We start from the raw sequence: 23,462 nt of genomic DNA on the forward strand, positions 1-23,462 counted from the left end.
AACCCCTTGTGAGCAGGGCGTTTTCGCGCACATCAGAGACCATTCCAGCCCCAGGGGTCATGGGGGTTCCATTTGGCGTCATTTACCAATCCTTTGTACGCTCCTGCGGATCCGGCCGCTCGGCGCCCTGTCCAGGGCGGCGGCCGGACCGCCGAGTCCCCTTCGAGGGGAGCCGGGGACCCACCTCCCTGGGGCGAATCCGCGTCCGCGCGACGCGGTAGGGCGACTCCTGGCCCGAGCCCGTCAGCTAACCCGGTAGGCGGACGAGGAGAGGAGAAGACCGGTTTGACACCGGATCCCCAGCGTCGCCGTTTCGTCATGCCCATCGCCGGCGCGGCGTCCGCCGCCGCTGTGATCGCGATCGGCGCCGTCGTCGCTCCCGCGCAGGCCGCGCCGTCCCTCCCCGGACGGACCGCCGCCTTCGCCCCCAAGGCTCCCGCGGCTCCCCAGGCCCCCGCGGCCGCCGCGACCCCCAGCCCGAGCTCGACGGGGAAGCCCACCGAGAGTGAGCTGCGCAAGAGGCTGAACGCCCTCAACACCGAGGCCGAGAAGCTGACCGAGCAGTACAACAAGTCCCGCGTCGAGCTCGGCAAGGCCAAGGCCGCCCTGCGCGACGCCACCCGGCAGGCCGCCGCCCTGGAGGCCCAGGCTGCCCCGGCCCGCGAGCAGCTCAGCCGTTTCGCCGCCAGCAACTACATGACCGGCGGCCCCGACATGATGTTCGCCTCGGGCAACACCACCGAGGGACTTTCGGACTCGGCCTACCTGGCCCAGAACCAGGCCTCCGTCGTGAACGCCTTGCAGGCGCGCATCGACCAGGCCGTCCAGGCCCAGCGCGACGCGCAGGCCAAGAACACCGCCGCCCAGCAGGCCGCCGCCCAGGCCGAAAAGGCCAAGGCGGCGGCCAAGGCCAAGGTGGACGAGGTCACCAGGCAGCTGGACAAGCTGACCACCACGAAGGTCAAGGACCCCAAGTCCGGGTTGACCGTCACCATCCGGGGCTCCGACCTGCCCGCCAAGATGACCCGCAAGGCCCTCACCAAGCTCGGAAGCCCGTACGTGTGGGCGGCCGCGGGACCGGACAGCTTCGACTGCTCCGGCCTGGTCGTCTGGGCGTACGCGAAGGTCGGCAAGTCCGGGCTGCCGCATTACACCGGCGACCTCTTCGAGCTGGGCAGCAAGGTCGGCAAGGGCGGCCTGCGCGCCGGCGACCTGGTCTACTTCGGCGGAAGCCTCCACCACATGGGCATCTATGTGGGCGGCGGCCTCTACCTGCACGCTCCGCAGACCGGCGACGTCGTCAAGATCTCCAAACTCTCCGAGCGCTCCGATTACGCCGGGGCCAACCGCATCTCCTGACCCGTCACCTCACATCGCGCCGCGTCAGCGCAGATGGGACGCGATGGCCGCGACGACGGGCAGGTCGCCGGGCAGCCAGTCGACCTCGTGGAGCCCGTCCCGGCCCAGCCAGCGCAGCTCCAGATGCTCCAGGGCCCGCGGCTCGCCCTCGACGAGCTCGGCCGTCCAGACGCGCAGGACACTTCCGGTGCCCAGCGGCCAGTCGGTGCCGACGCGCTCGCCGAGGGCGACCTTGACGCCCAGCTCCTCGTGGCACTCCCGGACCAGCGCGTCCTGGTCGGACTCGCCCGGATCGACCTTGCCGCCGGGGAACTCCCAGCCGCCCGCCAGCTCGGCGGGCTCGGCCCGCTGGGCGGCGAGCAGCAGGCCGTCCCGGATGATCGCGGCACCTACGACAACATTGATGGTCATCACCCCTCCAGCCAATGATCCCTCCATAGGCCGCACGGGACGGGTGGAGGAGTTGAAGCCCAGGCGAATTCAGGCCCCGGCCGCCCGGGACGCGTGCGCCGCGCCGGCCGCCGCGACCGTCCGCGTGGCCCTCTCGACGATCTCCTCAAGATGCCCGCCGTGGGCCCCGCGCCAGTAGACCTGACCGCAGTCGCCGCAGCGCCCGTACACGTCGTAGCTGCGGAGCGTGCCCGCCCGGACCTGCGCCTCGATCTCCGCCTTGCCGGCGGGGACGAGCACGCCGTTGCAGGCGGTGCAGCGCGTCCAGGGCCGCAGCGCGGGCGCGAACCGGCCGAGCAGGTCGTCGAGCTGGTCGTCCGGCCGCGACCCGCGCACGTACGCGCCCAGCCACAACGCGCGGCGCCGCAGGAGCCCGCGGTCCTGGGTGAGCAGGACGCGCCGCTCCTCGTTCGCCTGGACGACCAGCGCCGGGTCGTCCATGTCGTTGTGGTAGGCGGTGTCGAGGCCGAGCAGCCGCAGCCGGCGGGCCAGCGTGCCGAGGTGGACGTCGAGCAGGAAGCGGGGCGCCTCCTGCCCCGGCTCCAGCGGCACCGGCTGCGGCCGGGGCACCGGCGCCACGCGCACCACGTCGCCCGCGGCGGGCCGCCGTGCCGGCTCGGCCGGCGCGCCGCCGATCGTGATGGGCCCCGCCTCGGGCAGCGGAACGCCGAGGGCCTCGACCAGGTGACCGATCGTCGACGTCCCGTCGAAGGGGACCCGCTGCCGCGCGCGCCGCCGGGACGCGGGCAGGAACGGCATCAGCTCCTCGGAGATCTCGAAATGCACGGCTGGGTGATTGTCGTCCAGGTCGTCCACGTCGCCAGCATGCCACGCGGTCGCCCTCCGTCACCTCCGATTAACGCGCCACTCGAACGCCCGGCTAACCGCCCACCCGGGCGGCGGTCTCGGCGATGCCGGCCAGCACGGCGGGAACGTCGTGATGGACGAGACGGCCGCCGCGCTTGACGATCCGCCCGCCGACCAGCACCGTGTCGACGCTGCTCGTGTCGGCGCACAGCACCACGGCCGCGATCGGGTCGTGCGCCGAGGCCATCCCGAGGGTGTCGGTGCGCAGCATGATGAGGTCGGCCTGCTTGCCCGGGCGGAGCGAGCCGGTGACGTCGGCCAGGCCCAGCGTCTCGGCGCCCTCGATGGTCGCCATGCGCAGCACGTCGCGGGTGGTGAAGCCCATGCCCGCGTCGTCCGGCCGGACGCGTTCGAACATGTACGCGGCGCGCATCAGGCTGAACATGTCGCCCGGGCCGGTCGCCACCGTGTCGCCGCTCAGCGAGGTGGGGAGGCCCGCCGCGCGGGCGCGGCCGGTGGGCGGGAGGCCGATGTTGAGCATCGTCTCGCTGGTCGGGGTCACCGAGACGCTGCCGCCGTTCGCCGCGATCCGCTTGAAGGCCTCGTCGGTGTAGAAGAGGCCGTGGACGTAGGTGGCCCGGTGGCCGAGGAGCCCCTCGCCTTCGAGCACGGCCAGACCTCGCTCCGCGCTCTCGGCGCTGTGGCCGCCCATGTGCGCGGTGACCGGCAGATCGAGCTCGCGCGCGACCCGCCACTCCGCGACGCCCCGTTCGGGACCGCCGATCTCCGGGCCGAACGCGGCGAGCGCCATGGAACGCGGGTCGTCACCGAAGTGCTCGCGGTGGACGCGGCGGGTCTCGGCGGCCATGGCGTCGAGATCGCCCCTGCCCCCGTACGCGTAGCCGAAGACGGACCGGATGCCGGCGGCTCTGAGCGCCTCGACGTTGGCGTCGGTGTGCGAGGGCGTGAGCTGGATGTGGGACCAGTCGAGCAGCGTCGTGATCCCGCTCTCCAGGCATTCGAGGGCGCCGCCGAGCACGCTCGCGTAGACGTCGCGCGCCTCGAAGCGCGGGGCGATGCCGTACAGGATCCGCTCCAGGTACACCGGGAGGGTGGTGTCCGGGAGGATCGCGCGGATCCCGGCCTGCCAGGTGTGGCGGTGGGTGTCGACGAACCCCGGCAGCACGATCGTGCCGCTCGCGTCGATCACCTCGGTGCCGGGGCCGGCGGCCAGGTCCGGGCCGACGGTGGCGATCAGCCCGTCGCGGACGAGCACGTCGGAGCCGCCGAGGACGGTGGGCACGGGGTCGGTGTCGATGACGACGCCGCCCTTGAGGAGGATGGATGTCATACTGAAAACCTTAATAAGAAGCTTTTCAAAAAGCAATCTGCGAGCCGAGTATCCTCGGGACGTGCGGGAAGACGTGCGGGACGCCGAGAACAGGGACGTCGTCGACGAGCTGGTGCCCACATGGGAGAACGACGGCGTGCCGGCCGCGATGATCGCCAACCTCGAGCTCGGCAAACGGGTTGCCTGGCTCGGCAACCTGCTCGAGCAGGCGATGCGCGCCGAGCTGGCCGAGCTCGGCCTGACCTACGCCGAGTTCGACGTCCTCGTCGCGCTCCGTCGCGCGGGCGAGCCGTACCGCCTCAAGCCCACCGAACTGACCCGCGCCCTCTTCCTGACCTCGGGCGGCACGAGCAACGTGCTCCAGCGGCTCACCAAGGAGGGGTACGTCGAACGCGACGCCGACCCCGGCGACGCGCGCAGCCGATGGGTGCGGCTGACCCCCGAGGGGCTGCGCGCGGCCGAGGCGGGCCTCAAGGTCACCGGCCGGGCCCAGCGGGAGGTGATGGCGGGCGTTCCGGAGGAGACCATGCGGCGGGCCGCCGACGCCCTCCGCGAGGTGCTGCTCGTCGTCGGCCGCCGCCGCGTCCGCTGACCGGGCCGAACTCCGATTTCTCCTGTCAAGGAACCAAAGCTCCCTGGGCCTCGTCCAAGCCGCGTGTCAATGCGGACGCGGCGAACCGTCATCGCCGGGGCCCTCGCCGCCTTCCTGGCGGCGGGGGTCCTCGCGCTCGGCCATCAACGCCTGTGGTGGGCACCCGACCCGCCCCGCGACGCGGGCTCGCTCGTGCTGCGCGTGCGGTTCGTCGGCGGCATGGGACCGCCCGGCGCACGCCCCGTCCCGGACCTGTCCCTGTACGGAGACGGCCGGCTCATCATCACGTCCCTCGACCTGGAGCGGATGCCCGCGCGGGAGCTGGTCAAGGACATGCGCCTCACTGACCGGGCCTACCGCCAGATCTATCGCGACGCCCGGCTGGCCGGTCTCGCCGAATCCCGCACCGTCGAGGGCAACCCCCATATCCTCGACGGCGGCCTGACGGAGATCACCCTGCTGGCCGACGGGAAGCCTCATGTGACGGCCGTCCACGCCGGCGCCGGGGGCGTGCGGGTCTGGCTGATCGACCAGCTGCTGGATCGGCTGGCCCTCGGCAAGACCAAAGGCGAGCCTCCCCGCAGCGACTTGGCAGGCCCGTCCCGCCTGTACCAGCCGGCGCGCATCGCCCTGCTGTCACGCGAGATCCCGAAGAGCGACACGTCCTCCAACGCGCAAGTTAGGCCCTGGCCCCTGCAACCGCTGGTCGCCAGCGCCTGCACTCTTCACGCAGGATCGGAGGCCGCGAGCATCTCCCAGCTCGTGGAGCCCGTCTCACCGAACACCCACTGGGCCAGCCAGGGCCGCCGCTTCGTTCTCACGGCACGCCCTCTGCTCCCCGACGAAGCCGACTGCGCGAGCCTCCCGCGCTGACCTACTTGCAGAGGTTCTGGCCGGGCTTCACACCGCCCTGGATCTTGTTGAGGGCGGCGGGGTCGGGAGCCAGGCGGACGCCCTGCTCGCCGATGACGAGCCGTACGCCCTCCGCGGAGGCCTTGCCGTCGGCGGTCAGTTCCGCGTTGGGCACCACGCGCGCCAGGGCCGTGGCCTGCCCCTCGGCGGCGGGCGCGTAGGTGATCTGGCTGACAGAGCTCTTCGAGCCCTTCTCGACCTTCTCGGCGACATCGAAGCCGCGCTTGCCGAGCTGCTTGACGATGCGGTCGATGAGCTCGCGCTTACCGCCCGCGTCGACGACCGTCACCTTGACCTTCTTCGGGGCGACGGCCTGCTCCGGCTTGGCGGTCTTGTCCGGCGGCGCGGCGGGCAGGTCGTTGTCGTGCCGGATCGCCTCGAACATGGGCTTGGCGAGGTCCATGTCCCACTGGACGCGGTTGGGGTCCGGGGCGTAGTCCTTCACCGGAACGGTGACGAACCGCACCTGCCCGGCGCTCATGCCCTTCAGGCCCTCGGCCAGCTTCTTCATCGCGCCCAGGTCGAGCTCGTCGTCGGTCGTCACCGACTTGGTCACGGCCTTGAGGAACTTGTAGGTCTTGGCGGGGTCGGTCAGCACCTCGCCGCTGGTGGCCTTGTCGACGACCGACGCCATGAACTTCTGCTGGCGTTCGATACGGCCCAGGTCGCCGCCGTCGCCCAGCGAGTAGCGGGCGCGGACGTAGCCGAGGGCCTGCTCGCCCTTGACGGTCTGCTTGCCGGCCGGGAGGGAGAGCTCCGCGCGCGGGTCGTTCACCGGCTTGTCGAGGCAGATGTCCACGCCGTCCAGCGCGTCCACCATGCGCTTGAAACCGGAGAAGTCCACCTGGACGAAGTGGTCGATGTGGATGCCGGTCAGCGATTCGAGGGTCTTCCAGGTGCAGGTCGGGCCCGCGTAGGCGAACGCGGCGTTCAGCATCCCGAACTGGGCCGGGACGGTGCCGCCCTTCTCCTTCTTGCAGTCGGGAATCTTCACCATCGAGTCGCGGGGGAAGCTGATCCCCACGGCCTGGTCCCGGTTCGGCGAGAGGTGGAGCAGGATCGCGGTGTCCGAGCGGGCGCCGAGCATGCCCGCCCCGTAGCGGGAGTTGTCGCCCTCGCGGGTGTCGGAGCCGAGCAGCAGGATGTTGAGGGACTTGTTGAGCTTCTGGGGCCGGTCGGTGCCGAGCTGGTCCTTGACGTCCTTCTGCTTGATGCCGCTTCTGAGGTCGTAGTAGAGCCCGGCCGCGCCCGCTCCGGCGGCCAGCACCACGAGGGCGGCCCCGATCGCCGTGCCGCGCAAGACCTTCTGCTTGCGGGTCCATGGCTTCCGCCGCCTGCCGCTCTGCTCGGACGCGGGCTCCACGGGGGTGTTCTGGGCGGCGGTGTCCCCCGTGGCATCTTCGTTGCGGGGGTCTGTGTCGCTCATCCGGGTTCCGTCTCGGGCAGGCCCTTGTGGGGCGAAGTTTGGCGGGTTATGAGGGGTTTGCCAGTTTATGCAGCGCGGCGCGTGGTCAGCGGTGCCCTGCCGGCCTGGTGAAGCCCCCGATGTTGGATGCGCGAATCGCCCGATCTGTTGACAAGTCCGGCAGAAATTGTGGACCGATACGAAGAGCCGCCGCTCCTACCATGCCGGATCGCGCTCGTCACCATTCCGCAGGGCCATAATCGCTGCGTAGCCGTGACGCCGACGACGGGATCGGCCAAACTCTGTGGTCAGGGTCACATGAAGGCCTGGCTGTTATGTGTGTCACAGTGCCAGGCTGGTGGCGTAAGGTCGCTTCGCTGGAAGCGCACACGAGGCGTCACTGTCTGCTTCGACGCCTGTCTTTCCCGCTTGCCCGCGGCCGGGCGCGACGGCCGTGACCGGGTGACCGGAACGGCCCCTCTCGGCCCGTGTCCGATCGATGGCCGGCGTCGGCCGCTCCCCGGTCGGCCGGAGGCGGGGCTGTCAGGTGAAGGCCGGCGGCAGGCGGCGGCATGAGTGCGTCCGACCGTGGTACGGGGACCCGATGACCCGAGCTCAGGAGAGCGATCGATGAGCACTGTGGAGGCGCCCGGCAAGCAGCGCGCCCAGATCAAGGAACGCACGCTCCGCAAGGACAACTGGCGCATCTATCCGATCACGACGTTCGTGATCTTCACTGCGTGGGTCGTCTACGCGACCATCCGGGCGTTCTGGGGGGCCGCCTTCTTCGTCCCGGAGTATCACTACCTCACGCCGTTCTACTCGCCCTGCGTGAACGAGATCTGCAACAACGTCACGGTCAACGGGCACACCGGCGACGCGGCGGAGTTCGGCACGTTCCTGCCGGCGGGCACCCGGGGCTTCATCCCGTTCGCGGCGCTGTCGCTGCCGTTCCTGCTGCTGTTCCGGCTGACGTGCTACTACTACCGCAAGGCCTACTACCGCTCGTACTGGGCCTCGCCGCCCGCGTGCGGGGTCGCCGAGCCGCACAAGAAGTACAGCGGCGAGCGCCGCTTCCCGCTGATCGGCCAGAACCTGCACCGCTACTTCTGGCTCGCCGCCTTCGCCATCTCGCTCATCAACACCTACGACGCGATCATGGCGTTCCACGGCAAGGACGGCGGCTTCGGCATCGGCCTCGGCACGATCATCCTGTGGGCGAACGTCGTCCTGCTGTGGATCTACACGCTGTCGTGCCACTCCTGCCGCCACATCGTCGGAGGGCGGCTCAAGAACTTCTCCAAGCACCCCGTCCGCTACTGGATGTGGGGCCAGGTCTCCAAGCTCAACCAGCAGCACGGCCGGTACGCGCTGATCACGCTCGGCTCGCTGGTCGTCGCCGACCTCTACGTCGCCCTGGTGGCCAGCGAGACGATCTCCGACCTGCGAATCTTCAACTAAGGAAGCCGGCTGATGACTGAGATCGAGAGGCACTCGTACGACGTCGTCGTCATCGGCGCGGGCGGCGCCGGGCTGCGCGCCGCCATCGAGGCCCGCCTCCAGGGCAAGAAGACGGCGATCATCTCCAAGTCGCTGTTCGGCAAGGCCCACACCGTGATGGCCGAGGGCGGCGCCGCCGCGGCGATGGGGAACGTCAACCCCAACGACAACTGGCAGGTCCACTTCCGCGACACCATGCGCGGCGGCAAGTTCCTCAACAACTGGCGCATGGCCGAGCTGCACGCCAAGGAGGCCCCCGACCGGGTCTGGGAGCTCGAGCACTGGGGCGCGCTGTTCGACCGCACCAAGGACGGCAAGATCAGCCAGCGCAACTTCGGCGGGCACGAGTACCCGCGGCTGGCGCACGTCGGCGACCGTACCGGCCTGGAGCTGATCCGCACCGCCCAGCAGAAGATCGTCGCCCTCCAGCAGGAGGACCACCGGGAGTTCGGCGACTACGACGCCCGGCTCAAGGTGTGGGCCGAGACCACGGTCACCCGGCTCCTCCTCGACGGCGACAAGATCGCCGGTGTGTTCGCCTACGTCCGCGAGACCGGCAAGTTCGTGGTCTTCGAGGCCCCGGCGGTCGTGCTGGCCACCGGCGGCATCGGCAAGGCGTTCAAGGTCACGTCCAACTCCTGGGAGTACACCGGCGACGGCCACGCGCTCGCGCTGCTCGCCGGCGGCACGCTGCTCAACATGGAGTTCGTGCAGTTCCACCCGACCGGCATGGTCTGGCCGCCGTCGGTGAAGGGCATCCTCGTCACCGAGTCGGTGCGCGGCGACCGCGGCGTCCTCAAGAACTCCGACGGCGAGCGGTTCATGTTCGAGTACATCCCCGAGGTGTTCAAGGACAAGTACGCCACCACGCCCGAAGAGGCCGACCGCTGGTACGACGACCCCGACAACAACCGGCGCCCGCCGGAGCTGCTGCCGCGTGACGAGGTGGCCCGCGCCATCAACTCCGAGGTCAAGGCGGGCCGCAACTCGCCGCACGGCGGCGTCTTCCTGACCGTCGTCGGGCGCATGCCCGGCGGCGCCGAGGAGATCAGGCGCCGGCTGCCCGCGATGCACCACCAGTTCAAGGAGCTGGCCGACGTCGACATCACGCAGGAGGCGATGGAGGTCGGCCCGACCTGCCACTACGTGATGGGCGGCGTCGAGGTCGACCCCGACACCGGCGCCGCGCTCGTGCCCGGCCTGTTCGCCGCGGGCGAGTGCTCCGGCGGCATGCACGGCTCCAACCGGCTCGGCGGCAACTCGCTCACCGACCTGCTGGTCTTCGGCCGCCGCGCCGGGCTCGGCGCCGCGGAGTACGTCGACGCGCTCGGCGAGGGGCGGCCCGCCGTTCCCGAGGCCGAGGTCGAGGCGGCCACCACCGAGGCCCTCGCCCCGTTCGAGCGCAAGGGCGGCGAGAACCCGTACGCGGTGCACGCAGAGCTCCAGACCACCATGAACGAGCTCGTCGGGATCATCCGCAGGCAGGGCGAGCTGGAGCAGGCGCTCGAGGCCCTCGACAAGCTGCGCGAGCGCGTGGCCAACGTCAGCGTCGAGCCGGTGGCCGTCAACGACGGCCGCGGCTACCATCCGGGCTGGCACCTCGCCCTCGACCTGCGCAACATGCTCCTGGTCTCCGAGGCGATCGCCAAGGCCGCGCTCGAACGCACGGAGTCGCGCGGCGGCCACACCCGCGAGGACCATCCGGGCATGTCGGCCGACTGGCGGAAGGTCAACCTGGTCTGCCGCCTCACCGGCGACGCCGACGACCCGCGCGTGGAGCTCAAGCGCCAGCCGATGGAGCCGATGCGGGACGACCTGATCGGCCTCTTCGAGACCGACGAGCTGAAGAAGTACCTCACCGCCGAGGAGCTGCCCGGCGCGGCCGAGGCCACCGATGCCGAGGCCACCGGTGACGAGGCGACCGAGACGGAGGAGAACGAATGAGCTACGAGGCCAAGTTCCGGGTCTGGCGCGGCGACGAGGGCGACGGCGAGCTCAAGGACTACGCCGTCGAGGTGAACGAGGGCGAGGTCGTCCTCGACATCATCCACCGTTTGCAGGCCACCCAGGCGCCGGACCTCGCCGTCCGCTGGAACTGCAAGGCCGGCAAGTGCGGCTCCTGCTCCGCCGAGATCAACGGCATGCCGCGGCTGCTCTGCATGACCCGGATGTCGACGTTCGAGCCGGACGAGACCATCACGGTCACCCCGGTGCGCACGTTCCCGGTCATCCGCGACCTGGTGACCGACGTGTCCTTCAACTACGAGAAGGCGCGCCAGATCCCCTCGTTCGACCCGGGCGACACCAAGCCGGGCGAGTTCCGCATGCAGCAGGTCGACGTCGAGCGCTCGCAGGAGTTCCGCAAGTGCATCGAGTGCTTCCTGTGCAACAACGTCTGCCACGTCATCCGTGACCACGAGGAGAACAAGCCCGAGTTCGCGGGCCCGCGCTTCCTCATGCGGATCGCGGAGCTGGAGATGCACCCGGCCGACGCCGCCGACCGGCGGGAGATCGCCCAGGAGGACCACGGTCTCGGCTTCTGCAACATCACCAAGTGCTGCACCGAGGTCTGCCCGGAGCACATCAAGATCACCGACAACGCCCTCATCCCCCTGAAGGAGCGGGTCGTCGGCCGCCGCTACGACCCCGTGGTCTGGCTCGGCTCCAAGCTCGGCATCGTCAAGAAGGGCCAGGACACCCCGTCCGCCTGACCTGAACGATGGTCGAAGGCCGGTCCCGCCCAGCGGGGGACCGGCCTTCGGTGTCGAGAGGGGTGGCGGTGTGGAGGGACGGCGGGGCGGCGGAAGGGCGATGGCGGGCACGTCGGCGGGCGGCGTGCCCCCGTCACCGCCGCCCGCCGTACCGCCGTTCCCCGTGAACGTCACCCTGTGCGTGAACCCGCGCGAAACCCGCGACCGCACGCGCCGCGATCATCCTTCACCCGGCCGTCGCGGGCTGAATAGGGAGAAGTACACACAACGCGTAATGTATTCGTGATTGTGCAGGGCATTACGAGCCGTCAGGATCGCTCTAGCGTGAGAACATGAACCCCCTCGAACCGGGTTCGTTCCTCGCGGAGCTCACGGCGGTGGAGCGTGCCGACCTGCACATGCGCGGCCGGGTACGCGATCTCGGCCGCGGGGACGTGCTGTTCACCGAGGGTGAGGAGTCCACCTGGGTCGCGGTCCTGCTGGCCGGGCGGGTCAAGGCGTTCTCCTATCGCGAGCACGGCGGCGAGGCGCTGCTGGCGGTGCGCGGGCCGGGCGCGCTGCTCGGCGAGGTCGCGGCGATCGACGGGCTGCCGCGTTCCGCCACGGTCACCACGCTGGAGCCGGCGCAGGCACTGGCGCTGACCGCCGACGAGTTCATGGCGTTCCTCCAGGCGCACGGCCGCGTGTCGATCCTCATCATGCGGACGCTCTGCCAGCGGTGGCGCGACGCCGACCGCAAGCGGGTCGAGTTCGGCATGTTCGACGCGACCGGCCGGGTGGCGCAGCGGCTGGTCGAGCTGGCCGAACGTTTCGGGGTCCCGTACGAGCGGGAGAGCGTGCGGATCACCCTCAACCTGTCCCAGGAGGAGCTGGCGGGCTGGGTCGGGGCGTCCCGCGAGGCGGTCAGCAAGGCCCTGCGCACCCTGCGCCGGCACGGCTGGATCGAGACCGGCCGGCGGCGCGTCATCGTGCACGACCTCCAGGCCCTCCGGCGTCACGCCCGCTGAGCGGCGGGGGCGGCATGAGGGCACCGTTTTCGATAGCCCTACGCTATGAAGCGTGCAATTGCAGCAGCTCGCCTACTTCGTCGCCGTCGCCGAGGTACGGCACTTCACCCAGGCGGCCGAGCTGCTGCGCGTCGCCCAGCCTTCGCTCTCCAAACAGATCAGGGCGCTGGAGACGGAATTGGGCGCCTCGCTGTTCAGCCGCGCGCGGGGCAACATCACGCTGACTCCGGCAGGCGAAGCGCTGCTGCCCCTCGCCAAGCGGATTCTCGCGGACGTCGACACCGCCCGGCTCGAAGTCCAGGAGCTCGCCGGGCTCCGGCGCGGACGCGTCCGGCTGGGCGCGACGCCGTCGTTGTGCGCCGGGCTGCTGGGAGACGTGCTGCGACGCTTCCACGACACCTATCCGGGCGTGCAACTGCTCGTCGAAGAGGGCGGATCGCGTGACCTCGTCCGCGAGCTGACCCGCGGTTCGCTCGATCTCGCCCTCGTGATCCTGCCCCTGCACGGGGACGCCCCCCTGGAGACGACGCCGATCCTGCGCGAGCACCTCGTCGTGGTGTCCCCGGCGGCGGGCTCCGGTGCGCCCCGCCGTCCCCACCTGCGCATCGAGGACCTGCGGAACCGGCCGCTGGTGATGTTCCGCTCCGGGTACGACCTGCGCGAGGCGACCATCGGGGCCTGCCGCGCCGCCGGGTTCGAGCCGAGATTCGCCGTCGAGGGCGGCGAGATGGACGCGGTGCTGAGATTCGTGGAGGCGGGGTTGGGGATCGCGGTCGTGCCGAGCATGGTGCTGGCCGGCCGGCCCGGTCTGCGCGGCACGCCGCTCGTGCTGACCGAGCACCCCGACGAGGCCGCCGCGGCCCGGCGCGGCCAGCCCGGGCCCGGCCTGCTGCGGACGATCGCGCTGGCCCACCGCAAGGACGTGGATCTCACCCACGCCGCCCGCGCGTTCCAGGAGACGCTGGAGACCTTCCTGATCGAGGCCGCCCTCGCCGGCAGCCTTCCCGCCGGTGTCGAGTCGCTGCTGTCCACGTCCCGCTGACGCCGACCCTTCGCGCAGACGCCCACCCTTCGCTCGGGCGCCGTCAACGACAAGCCTCACCGATTCTCGGTCGCGGCTCTCGGCGCCTTTTGTTCACCTTTGTCCCGGCCTGCGGATCTAGTGTCCGGCGTGTACGCAAACGATCTCTAGCCCCCTCGGAGACGTCATGCAACCGCCCCTCCGCCGCCTGACCTTGCTCGTGACCGCGCCCGTCGCGGTCTCGGCGCTCGTCGCGCTCCCGGCCTCGGCCGCTCCCGCCGCGCCGTCCGCCGGCGCCGCCGCTCCCGCCTCGTCCGCTCTGACCACCACCGCGCCGGAATGCAGCGAGGAACCGCGCGACCTCCCCACCTGGAAGTTCATCGACTACAAGGAGATGCGCCGCGAGCTCGCCCGCATCCAGCGGATCAGCCATGGCCGCGTGAACGTGAAGGCCGCCGGCAAGTCCAACCGCGGCCGCACGATCTACACGGCCACGGTCGGCACCGGCAAGAAGGTCTTCCTCGTCACCAGCGAGATCCACGGCAACGAGAAGACCGGGACCACCGCGCTGCTGCGCATGCTGAAGTGGCTCGGCACGTCCGGCTCTCCCGAGGCCGAGCGCCTGCGCCGCACCGTCACGTTCGTCGCCGTTCCGAAGATCAACCCGGACGGCGCCGGGCTCGACCGGCGCGGCAACGACAACGCCTGGGCCGAGGTCCAGAAGGACTTCCCGCAGCTGGCCGGGCGTCCGCCCGCGTGGAACTACCTCAACACCTCGCAGCAGGGTGACGACTACACCGAGCGTCCGGGCTTCGACCTCAACCGCGACTTCAACCCGAACCTCAAGTACGTCCCCAAGGCGGCGGACGTGCCGGGCGAGTCGGCGCAGCCCGGCTGGTTCCTCAACCCCGAGTCGCAGACCCTGCGCGACATCTACACCAAGCTGCGCGCCCGCAAGGGCAAGGTCGACGTCTACGTGGACCTCCACCACCAGGGCGCCTGCGTACGTGAGGACGCCCAGAACCGGCTCCTCGACGTGGCGGTCGACTACCCGCCGCTGCCCGACAAGTTCTTCGAGCCCGGCGGCAAGTACGCGCCGTACGCCAAGACGTACGCCAAGAAGCTCTCCAAGCAGCTCGCCGTCAGCGCGGCGCGCGGCATCGAGAACCGCGGCTACATCCCCGCCCGCTACCCGCACGCGCCGACCCGCGACCTGCCCGGCCAGGCCCGCTGCTCGCTCGCGATGATCGGCACCGGCACCGTCCTGTTCGAGGTGCGCGGCCAGACGCAGACGATGGGCCACTACATGTCGGAGCGGTTCACCCGCGCGGTCACCTCAGGGCTCACCAACATGCTGAACGACCTGTCGACCGGCAAGGTGTACGGCATCGACCCCGACGCGTTCGAGAAGTTCCCCGGCACGGTCGAGGACGCCGCCGCCACCGCGCTCCGCCACGCCCACGACGGCGACGTGGAGTGACCGACCTGGGGTAACGCTCGCCGGACGCAAAGACGCGCGGACACAAAGACGCCCCGGGCCATCACGGCCCGGGGCGTCTTCCTCGGCTGGCAGCAGCTTACTTCTTCTTGCCCCCGGCGGTCGCCTTCAGGAAGTCGCCATTCAGGCGGCTGATGAAGTCCTGCGAGATCCCCTTCGGGCAGGCCGCGGTGCACTCGCCGGTGTTGGTGCAGCCGCCGAAGCCCGCGTCGTCGTGGGCCTCCAGCATGTTGACCACCCGGTCCCAGCGCTCGGGCTGCCCCTGCGGCATCAGCCCGAGGTGGCTGACCTTGGCGCCCAGGAAGAGCGACGCGGAGCCGTTCGGGCACGCCGCCACGCAGGCTCCGCAGCCGATGCACTCGGCCGCCTCGAAGGCCTTGTCGGCGTCCGGCTTGGGCACCGGCGTCGCGTGGGCCTCCGGCGCGGTGCCGGTCGGGGCGGTGATGTAGCCGCCGGCGGCGATGATGTCGTCGAACGCCGACCGGTCGACGACCAGGTCCTTGACGACCGGGAACGCCTTGGCCCGCCACGGCTCGACGTCGATGGTCTCGCCGTCCTTGAACTTGCGCATGTGCAGCTGGCAGGTCGTGGTCATCTTCTCCGGCCCGTGCGGGGTGCCGTTGATGACCAGCGAGCACATGCCGCAGATGCCCTCGCGGCAGTCGTGGTCGAACGCGACCGGCTCCTCGCCCTTGGCGATGAGCTCCTCGTTCAGGACATCCAGCATCTCCAGGAAGGACGCGTCGGGGGAGATGTCGTCGATCTTGTAGACGACCATCTTGCCCTTGTCCTCGGGGCCCTTCTGGCGCCAGACCCGCAGTTTGAGCTTCACTTGTAAGACCTCTGGCTCGGCTTGACGTATTCGAACTCCAGGGCCTCCTTGTGGAGGACCGGCTGCTCGTCCTCTCCGCCCCATTCCCAGGCGGCGACGTAGGCGAAGTTGACGTCGTCGCGCTTGGCCTCGCCGTCCTCGTCCTGGCTCTCGGCGCGGAAGTGGCCGCCGCAGGACTCGGCGCGGTGCAGGGCGTCGATCACCATGAGCTCGCCCAGCTCCAGGAAGTCGGCGACACGGCCGGCCTTCTCCAGTTGCTGGTTGAGCTCCTCGCCCTTGCCGGTGACCTTGACCCGCTCCCAGAACTCCTTGCGAAGGGCCGGGATCAGCTCCAGGGCCTTGCGGAGGCCCTCCTCGGTGCGCTCCATGCCGCAGTACTCCCACATGATGTGGCCGAGTTCGCGGTGGAAGGAGTCCACGGTGCGGTCGCCGTCGATAGAGAGCAGCTTCTCGATCTGGTCCCTGACCCGCTGCTCCGCCTCGGCCACCGGCTGCTCGCCGACCTCGCCGAGGTTGTGCTCGGCGATGTAGTTGCCGACGGTCGTCGGCAGGACGAAGTAGCCGTCGGCCAGGCCCTGCATCAGCGCGGACGCGCCGAGGCGGTTGGCACCGTGGTCGGAGAAGTTGGCCTCACCGATCACGAAGAGGCCCGGGATGGTGGACTCCAGGTCGTAGTCCACCCAGAGGCCGCCCATCGTGTAGTGCACGGCGGGGTAGATGCGCATCGGCATCTCGTACGGGTTCTCGCCCGTGATCCGCTCGTACATCTCGAAGAGGTTGCCGTACTTGGCCTCGACCGCCTTCAGCCCGAGCCGCTCGATCGCGTCGGCGAAGTCGAGGTAGACGCCGAGCCCGCCGGGGCCGACGCCGCGGCCCTCGTCGCAGACGTTCTTGGCGGCGCGGGAGGCGATGTCACGCGGGACCAGGTTGCCGAACGAGGGGTAGATGCGCTCCAGGTAGTAGTCGCGCTCGTCCTCGGGGATGTCGGCGGGCCTGCGCGTGTCGCCGGCTTTCTTCGGCACCCACACCCGGCCGTCGTTGCGCAGCGACTCCGACATCAGGGTCAGCTTCGACTGGTGGTCGCCGCTGACCGGGATGCAGGTCGGGTGGATCTGCGTGTAGCACGGGTTGCCGAAGTAGGCACCGTGCTTGTGCGCGCGCCAGGAGGCGGTGACGTTGGAGCCCATGGCGTTGGTCGACAGGAAGTAGACGTTCCCGTAGCCGCCGGACGCCAGCACCACCGCGTCGGCGGTGTAGCTCTTGACCTCGCCGCTGATCAGGTCGCGGACGACGACGCCGCGCGCCCGCCCGTCCTCGATGATCAGGTCGAGCATCTCGTGGCGCGCGTGCAGCTCGACGTTGCCCGCGTCCACCTGGCGCATGAGGGCCTGGTAGGCGCCGAGCAGCAGTTGCTGGCCTGTCTGGCCGCGGGCGTAGAACGTGCGCGACACCTGCGTCCCGCCGAACGAGCGGTTGTCGAGCAGGCCGCCGTACTCACGGGCGAACGGCACGCCCTGCGCGACGCACTGGTCGATGATCTGCGTGGAGATCTCGGCGAGGCGGTGCACGTTCGACTCGCGGGCGCGGAAGTCGCCGCCCTTGACCGTGTCGTAGAAGAGGCGGTGCACGCTGTCGCCGTCGTTGCGGTAGTTCTTGGCCGCGTTGATGCCGCCCTGCGCCGCGATCGAGTGGGCCCGCCGCGGGCTGTCCTGGAAGCAGAACTGGATGACGTGGTAGCCGGCCTCACCGAGGGTGGCGCCGGCGGAGCCGCCCGCCAGGCCCGTCCCGATGATGATGATCTTCTTCTTGCGCTTGTTGGCCGGGTTGACGAGCTTGGCCTGGAACTTGCGCGTGGTCCAGCGATCCTCGACCGGGCCGGCCGGGGCCTTGGCGTCGGCGATCGGCTCGCCGCTCTTGTAGAAGCCGTCGTAGGTCATGATCAGCCCACCCATCCGAAGGTGACGGAGACGGGCACCGCGAGGAAGCCGAGGGCCACCACGGCGCCGATCGTGGCGGCGAGGGCGCGCAGCGCGCGGTCGTTGCGCGGGGAGCGCAGGCCGAGCGTCTGCATCGCGCTCCACACTCCGTGCCGGAGGTGCAGCCCGACGAGCAGGACGGCCACGACGTAGAAGACCGTGATGTACCAGTGGGACGGCTGGAAGTCCTCGATCACGCGCTCGTACGGGGTGGCGTCACGGCCCGCGGGGTTCACGACGAGGAACGTCATGTCGAGCAGGTGCCAGATCACGTACAGGGCGATGATGATGCCGCCGTACCGCATGGTGTGGACCGCGTAGCCCTGCGCGTGCGACTTCTTCTTCGACTTGTACTTGACCGGGCGGGCGTGCGCGGCACGCTTGCCCAGCGAGATCGCCGACCACATGTGCAGGACGATCGAGACCGCCAGCGTGACCTCGAGGGCCGTCAGCACGGTCCGGTAGGGGACCGCGGGCTCGCCGAGGGTCCGCAGCCAGTGCGAGTAGTGGTTGAAGTCCTCCGCGCCCAGGAAGATCTTCAAGTTCCCGACCATGTGCGCGATCAGGAACAGCACGAGGATGCCGCCGGTGACGGCCATGACCGCCTTCTTCCCGACGGTCGACCGGTAGATCGCAGGTATCGCTATAGCCACAAGCCGGACGGTAAGCCCGGCTCGGCAGCACGATCCAAGTCATCACCGCACTCGTTTCGATAGCCGCAGGCTATGCAGGGTGCGGCACCGGGGCTTTCACGTTTTCAACCGAACCTAAAGGTGAGTGACCTCACAAGCTCCGCAGGAACTTGCCGAGATCTCCCCACCACGCACGCGAGCGCGCTACCTGAGCTGGAGCGAGCGCCAGCGAAGCTTCACGCGAAGATCGCGAAGCGATGTCGCGCTCGCCCCTTTTACGGTTTGATCCCGAGCCGCCAGGCGAGGGTTCAAGGCCGTGAAAGCAGTAGTACGGCAAGGTCGTCGGTGAGGGCGTCGCCGTTGAGGTCCTCGACGCGGGTGACGAGCTCGTCGATCAGGCCGCGGCCGGTGGCGCCGCGGGAGCGGGCCTGGGCGGCCAGGTCGACCAGGCCCTCGGTGCCGAGGCGGCGGGAGCCCTCGCCGACACGGCCCTCGATCAGGCCGTCGGTGTAGAGCATCAGGCTCCAGGCCGACTCGCCGAGGTCGATCTCGGTGGTGGGCCATTCGGCGCCGGGGACCAGGCCGAGGGCGGGGCCGTGCGCGTACTCGGGCAGCGCCCTGACCTTGGCCTCGCCGTTCTCGTCGGCCTGGAACAGCAGCGGCGCGGGGTGGCCGGCCAGATGCATGCGGGCGGTACGGCGGGACGGCGCGATCGTGATCATGCAGAGCGTCGTGAAGATCTCTTCGCTGCGCCGTTCGTGGCCGAGGACCGTGTCGAGCGTGGCCAGGAGCTGCTCGCCGGAGTGCCCGGCGAGCACGAGCGTGCGCCAGGCCATGCGCAGCTGGACGCCGAGCGCCGCCTCGTCCGGGCCGTGGCCGCAGACGTCACCGATCATCAGGTGCACCGCGCCGCTCTCGGTCTGCACGGTGTCGTAGAAGTCGCCGCCCAGCAGCGCCCGGCGGCGGCCGGGCCGGTACCGGGTGTGGTGGCGCAGCGTCGGGTCGTCGATCAGCGGGACGGGCAGCAGGCCGCGCTCCAGCCGGGCGTTCTCGCGGCCCATGATCCGGGCCTCGACGAGCCGCCGCTCGGTCTCCTCGGCGCGCTTGCGCTCGACGGCGTAGCGGATGGCGCGGGCCAGCAGCGGCCCGTCGACCTCCTGCTTGACGAGGTAGTCCTCGGCTCCGGCCGCGACCGCGCGCACCCCGAGATGGGCGTCGTTGATGCCGGTCAGCACCACGACCGCGGCCCGTTCGGACAGCGCCAGCACCTGGCGCAGGCCCTCGATGCGGTTGATGCCGGGAGCGGAGAGGTCGACGATGACGCACTGCGTGCGCCGGGTCAGCTTGCGGCGCGCGACGTCGAGATCCTCGGCGACGGTGATCTGCGCGGTGAGGCCGGTCTCGGCGAGCATCTTCTCGACCAGGAACACATCGGCCGGGTCGTGGCCGATGAGGAGCAGGTCGATTCGGTCCTCGGCGCCCTGGGCGACGGGATGCGGGTGATGGCTGATGGTGCTCACAGGGATACCGGTTTCCGGACTGCGCTGGGATGGCGGCGGCGATCGTTGACGTGGCTGGCTCCCACGACGGCCTGGCCGCACGGAGACCCCCAGGGGGTCAAATCCGGCGGAACGAGCCGCGCACCGGGGAGGCGGCTGCTGCATAGCCGCCGGGGTCCCGGCTCATGGAGCGGAGAAAACGTCGCTCCGTACTGCACCGACCATAGCGTCTCTGATCACGATTGTGCATCCCCGGAGGGCCTCTTACGGCATCTGTCCGGTGATGTGATGCTTGCCGGTAAACGTCCGTTCGGCCGGAAAATCAGTCGAAGTTCGCTCCGGGTGATGCCTACTCTGCGGCCTGTGAAGTCGTTGCCGGTCGCGGACCCCGGGACCCCGGACCATCGCTCGCCGGTGCGCTATCTCCTCTGGCTGTCCCGGACCCAGGCCCGTTCGATCGTCGCCGGCGCGCTGCTCGGCGTGGTCTGGATGCTCAGCCAGGCGCTCATGCCGGCCGCGATCGGCCGCGCCATCGACGCGGGGGTGGCCGCCAAGGACGGCACGGCGCTCGTGACCTGGGCGGCCGTGCTGGTCGGCCTGGGCACGGTCCAGGCGGCCAGCGGCGTCACCCGGCACCGGCTGGCGGTCTTCAACTGGCTGTCCGCCGCGTACCGCACGGTCCAGATCGTCGTCCGCCAGTCCACGCGCCTGGGCGCCACCCTGCCGAAACGCCTGAGCGCGGGCGAGGTGGTGAGCGTGGGCGTCTCGGACGTGGCCCACATCGGCGACGCCATGGACATCGTGGCGCGCGCGTCCGGCGCCGTGGTCGCCATCGTGGCGGTCGCCGGGATCCTGCTGGCCACCTCGCCGCCGCTGGGCCTGGTCGTGCTGATCGGCGTGCCGCTGATCCTGGCGATCGCCGCGCCGCTGCTCCGCCCGTACCGCGAACGTGAGCAACGTCACCGCGAGCTGGTCGGCGAGCTCAACACCCGCGCCACCGACCTGGTGGCCGGGCTGCGGGTGCTGCGCGGCATCGGCGGCGAAGGGCTCTTCGCCGGGCGGTACCGCGCCGAGTCGCAGCGGGTGCGGCGGGCGGGGGTGGACGTGGCGCGCGCGGAGTCCCGGCTCACCGGCGCCGAAGTGCTGCTGCCGGGGCTGCTGATCGCGCTGGTGACCTGGCTCGGTGCCCGGTTCGCGGCCGAAGGGACGATCACGCCCGGGCAGCTCGTGGCGTTCTACGGGTACGCGGTGTTCCTGATCCATCCGCTGAAGACGATCGGCGAGGCCGCGAGCAAGCTGACCAAGGGGCATGTGGCGGCGGGCCGGGTGGTCCGGTTGCTGGAGATCGAGCCCGAGATCCGGCTCGCCGGGACGGCGCGTCCGGACGGGCCCGGTGAGCTGGTGGACGCGGCGTCCGGCCTGGTCGTGCGCCCCGGGCGCCTCACCGCGATCGCCGCCGCCGACCCGCGTGACGCGCAGGCCATCGCCGACCGGCTGGGGCGCTACGCCGACGGGGACGTCACCTACGGGGGCCTGCCGCTGCGCGATCTCGCCGGCGTCCGCGAACGGATCCTCGTGGCGGTGAACGAGGACCGTCTCTTCTCCGGGCCCCTCCGCGACAGCCTCAGCCCGCCGGGGCGGTCCGCCGATCTGGCGGCGGCGGTGGCGGCGGCGAACGCGGAGGACATCGTCGAGGCGGCGGGCTTCGACGCGCACGTCGTCGAGGCGGGCCGGGAGTTCTCGGGCGGCCAGCAGCAGCGGTTGCGGCTGGCCCGGGCGCTGGCCGCCGACCCTGAGGTCCTGGTGCTGGTGGAGCCGACGAGCGCCGTCGACGCGCACACCGAGGCGCGTATCGCCGACCGGCTCGCCGCCGCCCGTACCGGCCGGACGACCGTGGTGTGCACGACCAGCCCGCTCGTGCTGGACCGGGCCGATCACGTCGTCTACGTCGAGGACGGCACGGTGATCGCCGAGGGCGGCCACCGCGGGCTGCTTGAGACCGAGCCGCGCTACGCGGCGACCGTGACCAGGGGAGAGGCCGTCACCACGCTCTGAAGGACGGGGAAGCATGAGCGCCGAGATTCTTCCGGTGGCGACACCGGCGCAGGTACGGGCCTACGCGCGACGCCTGACCCTGCGGCATCCGCGCGCCCTCTTCGGCGCGCTGGCCCTGCACGCCCTGTCGGCGGTGGCCGGGCTGGTCACCCCGCGCCTGCTCGGCGAGCTGGTGGAGGACGTGCGGGACGGCCGGGCCGACATCGACACCGCCGGGCTCGCCATCGCCGCGTTCGTGATCGTCCAGGGCGTGCTGATCCGGTACGCCTACCTGGCCTCGGCGCGGCTCGGCGAGCGGGTGCTGGCCGAGCTGCGCGAGGAGTTCGTCGACCGGGTGCTCGCGCTGCCGCTGTCCCGGGTCGAACGGGCGGGCACCGGCGACCTGGTCACCCGCACGTCGCGCGACGTCGACGCCCTCGGCACCACGGTCCGCTACGCCGTCCCCGAGACGCTGATCGCCATCGTCGCGTGCGCGTTCACGCTCGGGGCGCTGGTGCTGGTCGGACCGCTGCTCGCGCTGCCGTGCCTGATCGCGGTGCCGCTGTTGTGGGGCGTCATGCGCTGGTACCTGCCGCGCGCCCACGCCGGCTACCTGCGCGAGAACGCGACGTGGGCCGAGATGACCGACGGCATGGCCGAGACGGTCAACGGCGCCCGCACGATCGAGGCGCTGCGCCTGGCCGGCCGGCGTCACCGGCGCGTGGACGGCGACATCGCCGCCACGTACGCCGTCGAGCGCTACACGCTGGGCCTGCGCACCGTGCTCTACCCGGTCATCGAGATGAGCTTCGTGCTGCCGGTCGCCGCCACCCTGCTGATCGGCGGCTGGCTTCACATCCACGACCTGGCGTCGCTGGCGCAGGTGACCGCGGCGACGTTGTACGTGCAGCAGCTGATCAACCCGGTCGAGATGCTGCTCACCTGGCTGGACGAGCTCCAGCTGGGCGGCGCGTCCCTGGCCCGGCTGCTCGGCGTGGGCGATGTCGGCCCAGACCGCGACCCGAACGGGAAACGCCCGTCCGGGAAGGGCCTGACCGCGCGCGACGTCCACTACGCCTACCGCGACGGCCACGACGTGCTGCGCGGCGTCGACCTCGACCTGCGGCCGGGCGAGCGGCTGGCGATGGTCGGCCCCAGCGGCGCGGGCAAGTCGACGCTGGGCCGCCTCCTCGCCGGCATCGACGGCCCCCGCGCCGGCTCGGTGACCGTGGGCGACCAGGGCGCCCACGTGCCGCTCGTCGAGCTGCCCCTGGACGACCTGCGCGGGCACGTCGCGCTGGTCACACAGGAGCACCACGTCTTCCGCGGAACGCTCCGCGACAACCTCGTGATGGCCCGTCCCGACGCGACCGACGACGAGATCGCCACGGCCCTCGCCGCGGTCGACTGGGACGGCCCCGGCCTGGAGACCGTCGTCGGCTCCGGCGGAGAGCCCCTCTCCCCGGCCCAAGCCCAGCAGTTGGCCCTGGCCCGGCTCGTCCTGGCCGACCCGCACACCCTCGTCCTCGACGAGGCGACCTCGCTGCTCGACCCGCGCGCCGCCCGCCACCTCGAACGGTCGCTCGCCGCCGTCCTCGAAGGCCGCACGGTCGTGGCGATCGCCCACCGCCTCCACACCGCCCACGACGCCGACCGCGTAGCCGTCGTCGAGGGCGGTCGCATCACCGAACTCGGCACCCACCACGAGCTCATCGAGGCCAACGGCCCCTACGCCGCCCTCTGGTCGTCCTGGCAGCGTTAGTTTGCTTTCGCGGCCTCGGGCCCTCGCCTAGAGGCTCGGACCCGAACCGCAAATGCGGCGAGCACGACATCGCTTCGCGATCTCTCGTGAAGCCTCGCCTTCGGCTGGCTTCAC

The 23,462-nt window shown here is 70.8% G+C and carries 19 protein-coding genes and 1 riboswitch; of the genes, 11 read left to right on the forward strand and 8 right to left on the reverse strand.

The genetic code is table 11. The features are described 5' to 3' along the window. Window positions 1-139 precede the first annotated feature (139 nt). Window positions 140-278: riboswitch (cyclic di-AMP (ydaO/yuaA leader) on the forward strand. Between the two features lie 40 nt (window positions 279-318). Continuing rightward, window positions 319-1,359: an NlpC/P60 family protein gene (locus ACGFNU_RS42005; RefSeq protein WP_392602217.1), complete on the forward strand. Its 1,041-nt coding sequence runs from the start codon at window positions 319-321 to the stop codon at window positions 1,357-1,359. Window positions 1,360-1,383: 24 nt separating this feature from the next. Here the strand turns inward: ACGFNU_RS42005 and ACGFNU_RS42010 are convergent, their stop codons facing one another. From ACGFNU_RS42010 to ACGFNU_RS42020, 3 genes are all read right to left on the reverse strand, one after another. Then, complete coding sequence (locus ACGFNU_RS42010; RefSeq protein ID WP_392602218.1) at window positions 1,384-1,770, reverse strand: (deoxy)nucleoside triphosphate pyrophosphohydrolase; 387 nt, start codon at window positions 1,768-1,770, stop codon at window positions 1,384-1,386. 69 nt (window positions 1,771-1,839) lie between these two features. Continuing rightward, window positions 1,840-2,616, reverse strand: coding sequence for a Mut7-C RNAse domain-containing protein (locus ACGFNU_RS42015; RefSeq protein ID WP_392602448.1), 777 nt, complete (start codon window positions 2,614-2,616; stop codon window positions 1,840-1,842). 73 nt (window positions 2,617-2,689) lie between these two features. Beyond that, entirely contained in the window at window positions 2,690-3,967 is a 1,278-nt protein-coding gene (locus ACGFNU_RS42020) for an amidohydrolase family protein (protein ID WP_392602219.1), read from the reverse strand. 61 nt (window positions 3,968-4,028) lie between these two features. Between ACGFNU_RS42020 and ACGFNU_RS42025 the strand changes: the two genes are divergently transcribed. After that, entirely contained in the window at window positions 4,029-4,559 is a 531-nt protein-coding gene (locus ACGFNU_RS42025) for a MarR family winged helix-turn-helix transcriptional regulator (RefSeq protein ID WP_392602220.1), read from the forward strand. 69 nt (window positions 4,560-4,628) lie between these two features. Next, window positions 4,629-5,432 carry a hypothetical protein gene (locus tag ACGFNU_RS42030; protein WP_392602221.1) on the forward strand — a complete coding sequence of 268 codons (804 nt, stop codon included), beginning with the start codon at window positions 4,629-4,631 and terminating at the stop codon, window positions 5,430-5,432. Between the two features lies 1 nt (window position 5,433). On the opposite strand, the gene ACGFNU_RS42035 is transcribed toward ACGFNU_RS42030, so the two are convergent. Then, window positions 5,434-6,897 carry an LCP family protein gene (locus tag ACGFNU_RS42035; RefSeq protein WP_392602222.1) on the reverse strand — a complete coding sequence of 488 codons (1,464 nt, stop codon included), beginning with the start codon at window positions 6,895-6,897 and terminating at the stop codon, window positions 5,434-5,436. Window positions 6,898-7,506: 609 nt separating this feature from the next. On the opposite strand from ACGFNU_RS42035, the gene ACGFNU_RS42040 reads away from it, so the two are divergent. The 6 genes from ACGFNU_RS42040 to ACGFNU_RS42065 all read left to right on the forward strand — a co-directional run bounded on the left by ACGFNU_RS42040 (window position 7,507) and on the right by ACGFNU_RS42065 (window position 14,595). Next, window positions 7,507-8,337, forward strand: a complete 831-nt coding sequence (locus ACGFNU_RS42040) for a hypothetical protein (protein ID WP_392602223.1) — start codon at window positions 7,507-7,509, stop codon at window positions 8,335-8,337. A 12-nt stretch (window positions 8,338-8,349) separates the two neighbouring features. Further along, complete coding sequence (locus ACGFNU_RS42045; RefSeq protein WP_392602224.1) at window positions 8,350-10,320, forward strand: fumarate reductase/succinate dehydrogenase flavoprotein subunit; 1,971 nt, start codon at window positions 8,350-8,352, stop codon at window positions 10,318-10,320. Then, the gene (locus ACGFNU_RS42050) at window positions 10,317-11,087 is read left to right on the forward strand and encodes a succinate dehydrogenase/fumarate reductase iron-sulfur subunit (RefSeq protein ID WP_392602225.1); all 771 of its coding nucleotides are present in this window, start codon (window positions 10,317-10,319) and stop codon (window positions 11,085-11,087) included. The genes ACGFNU_RS42045 and ACGFNU_RS42050 overlap by 4 nt, the downstream gene beginning before the upstream one ends. Window positions 11,088-11,419: 332 nt before the next feature. Then, window positions 11,420-12,094, forward strand: coding sequence for a Crp/Fnr family transcriptional regulator (locus ACGFNU_RS42055; protein WP_392602226.1), 675 nt, complete (start codon window positions 11,420-11,422; stop codon window positions 12,092-12,094). Between the two features lie 52 nt (window positions 12,095-12,146). After that, on the forward strand, window positions 12,147-13,136 hold the full coding sequence (locus ACGFNU_RS42060) for a LysR family transcriptional regulator (protein WP_392602227.1): 990 nt from the start codon (window positions 12,147-12,149) through the stop codon (window positions 13,134-13,136). 166 nt (window positions 13,137-13,302) lie between these two features. Beyond that, complete coding sequence (locus ACGFNU_RS42065; protein WP_392602228.1) at window positions 13,303-14,595, forward strand: M14 family zinc carboxypeptidase; 1,293 nt, start codon at window positions 13,303-13,305, stop codon at window positions 14,593-14,595. A gap of 97 nt (window positions 14,596-14,692) precedes the next feature. On the opposite strand, the gene ACGFNU_RS42070 is transcribed toward ACGFNU_RS42065, so the two are convergent. The 4 genes from ACGFNU_RS42070 to ACGFNU_RS42085 form a co-directional block, all read right to left on the reverse strand. Continuing rightward, the gene (locus ACGFNU_RS42070) at window positions 14,693-15,445 is read right to left on the reverse strand and encodes a succinate dehydrogenase/fumarate reductase iron-sulfur subunit (RefSeq protein ID WP_392602229.1); all 753 of its coding nucleotides are present in this window, start codon (window positions 15,443-15,445) and stop codon (window positions 14,693-14,695) included. After that, the gene (locus tag ACGFNU_RS42075) at window positions 15,442-17,382 is read right to left on the reverse strand and encodes a fumarate reductase/succinate dehydrogenase flavoprotein subunit (protein ID WP_392602230.1); all 1,941 of its coding nucleotides are present in this window, start codon (window positions 17,380-17,382) and stop codon (window positions 15,442-15,444) included. The genes ACGFNU_RS42070 and ACGFNU_RS42075 overlap by 4 nt, the downstream gene beginning before the upstream one ends. Before the next feature lie 2 nt (window positions 17,383-17,384). Further along, the gene (locus ACGFNU_RS42080; protein WP_392602231.1) at window positions 17,385-18,074 is read right to left on the reverse strand and encodes a succinate dehydrogenase cytochrome b subunit; all 690 of its coding nucleotides are present in this window, start codon (window positions 18,072-18,074) and stop codon (window positions 17,385-17,387) included. Window positions 18,075-18,361: 287 nt separating this feature from the next. Beyond that, on the reverse strand, window positions 18,362-19,573 hold the full coding sequence (locus ACGFNU_RS42085; protein WP_392602232.1) for a PP2C family protein-serine/threonine phosphatase: 1,212 nt from the start codon (window positions 19,571-19,573) through the stop codon (window positions 18,362-18,364). Between the two features lie 342 nt (window positions 19,574-19,915). Between ACGFNU_RS42085 and ACGFNU_RS42090 the strand changes: the two genes are divergently transcribed. Next, entirely contained in the window at window positions 19,916-21,607 is a 1,692-nt protein-coding gene (locus ACGFNU_RS42090; protein WP_392602233.1) for an ABC transporter transmembrane domain-containing protein, read from the forward strand. 13 nt (window positions 21,608-21,620) lie between these two features. Further along, on the forward strand, window positions 21,621-23,348 hold the full coding sequence (locus ACGFNU_RS42095; RefSeq protein WP_392602234.1) for an ABC transporter ATP-binding protein: 1,728 nt from the start codon (window positions 21,621-21,623) through the stop codon (window positions 23,346-23,348). Window positions 23,349-23,462 lie beyond the last annotated feature (114 nt).

Origin of the sequence: Spirillospora sp. NPDC048911 (assembly GCF_043198015.1) — a bacterium.
GTDB lineage: Bacteria > Actinomycetota > Actinomycetes > Streptosporangiales > Streptosporangiaceae > Spirillospora.

Excerpts from the sequence above, each read along its gene's own strand:
- ACGFNU_RS42005 (WP_392602217.1), top strand. The coding sequence starts at position 319 with ATGCCCATCGCCGGCGCGGCGTCCGCCGCCGCTGTGATCGCGATCGGC.
- ACGFNU_RS42010 (WP_392602218.1), bottom strand. The coding sequence starts at position 1,770 with ATGACCATCAATGTTGTCGTAGGTGCCGCGATCATCCGGGACGGCCTG.
- ACGFNU_RS42020 (WP_392602219.1), bottom strand. The coding sequence starts at position 3,967 with ATGACATCCATCCTCCTCAAGGGCGGCGTCGTCATCGACACCGACCCC.
- ACGFNU_RS42030 (WP_392602221.1), top strand. The coding sequence starts at position 4,629 with ATGCGGACGCGGCGAACCGTCATCGCCGGGGCCCTCGCCGCCTTCCTG.
- ACGFNU_RS42035 (WP_392602222.1), bottom strand. The coding sequence starts at position 6,897 with ATGAGCGACACAGACCCCCGCAACGAAGATGCCACGGGGGACACCGCC.
- ACGFNU_RS42040 (WP_392602223.1), top strand. The coding sequence starts at position 7,507 with ATGAGCACTGTGGAGGCGCCCGGCAAGCAGCGCGCCCAGATCAAGGAA.
- ACGFNU_RS42045 (WP_392602224.1), top strand. The coding sequence starts at position 8,350 with ATGACTGAGATCGAGAGGCACTCGTACGACGTCGTCGTCATCGGCGCG.
- ACGFNU_RS42050 (WP_392602225.1), top strand. The coding sequence starts at position 10,317 with ATGAGCTACGAGGCCAAGTTCCGGGTCTGGCGCGGCGACGAGGGCGAC.
- ACGFNU_RS42055 (WP_392602226.1), top strand. The coding sequence starts at position 11,420 with ATGAACCCCCTCGAACCGGGTTCGTTCCTCGCGGAGCTCACGGCGGTG.
- ACGFNU_RS42065 (WP_392602228.1), top strand. The coding sequence starts at position 13,303 with ATGCAACCGCCCCTCCGCCGCCTGACCTTGCTCGTGACCGCGCCCGTC.
- ACGFNU_RS42075 (WP_392602230.1), bottom strand. The coding sequence starts at position 17,382 with ATGACCTACGACGGCTTCTACAAGAGCGGCGAGCCGATCGCCGACGCC.
- ACGFNU_RS42095 (WP_392602234.1), top strand. The coding sequence starts at position 21,621 with ATGAGCGCCGAGATTCTTCCGGTGGCGACACCGGCGCAGGTACGGGCC.